This window comes from Polaromonas aquatica, assembly GCF_042659145.1.
In the GTDB taxonomy this organism is placed as follows: Bacteria; Pseudomonadota; Gammaproteobacteria; order Burkholderiales; family Burkholderiaceae_C; genus Polaromonas; species Polaromonas aquatica.
This window is the reverse complement of sequence record NZ_JBHSRS010000033.1, coordinates 1-766: the sequence shown is the minus strand read 5'-3', so window position 1 is coordinate 766 and position 766 is coordinate 1. Positions and strand designations below refer to the sequence as shown.

Genomic DNA, 766 nt, shown 5'->3' with positions numbered 1-766 from the left:
GTGCCCTCGGTGTTCAGGCGTTGCATGGCGAAACGCTCGAAACAGGTCTGCTCGATCAGCCGGTGGCCACGGGCCAAGCCGCGCGACTGCTTGCTGAAGCGGGCCAGTACCAGCGTGACGCGCAGGACCGCCACGGTCGTCCCTTCGGCCTGTTCGGTCAACAACAACAAAGGCGGCGGTGGCTGCGCAGCTGCCGGCGCCAGGGCTGTCAAGCCTTGCTCAAAGCGGGCTTGCAGGCTGGAATCCGACGCATCGAGGTAGCGCACGGCCGATTTGACATCCTTCCAACCGACGTATTCCATCAACTCCTTGATATCCCAGCCGCTGGCGCGGGCCCAGCCGGCAAAGCCGCGGCGCATTGAGTGGCTGCTGTAGTCCTCGGGTGACTCGACGCCGGCTTCGGCAAACAGGCTGCGCAGCAAGGGGATCAGGCTGTTGGCATGCAGGCTTTCGTCGGCCACATTCCCCCAGCGGTCGATCTTGCGGAATACCGGACCCTCGGTCAAACCGGCCAGGCTGACCCAGGCGTTGAAGGCGTCTACTGCGCACAGGCGGGACAAGGCCGGGCATTGGAAGGTTCGGCCCTGCAGCTGCCTGTCGCCTTTGCTGCGGCCCAGGTAGCAGGCCATGCCTTGGCCGGGGGTGACTTCGGTGTTCTCGACGCGCAGGTTGACCAGTTCGTCGGAACGGAAGCCGCGCCAAAACCCCAGCAGTATCAAACTGCGATCGCGCGTGTGGCGCAGCAAGGCCGGTTGGTCGCCGGAGC

The 766-nt window shown here is 65.1% G+C and carries 1 protein-coding gene; it reads right to left on the bottom strand.

The features are described 5' to 3' along the window. A partial coding sequence (locus ACFQND_RS12225; RefSeq protein WP_377413608.1) for a site-specific integrase occupies nucleotides 1-766 on the bottom strand: 766 nt, incomplete at both ends.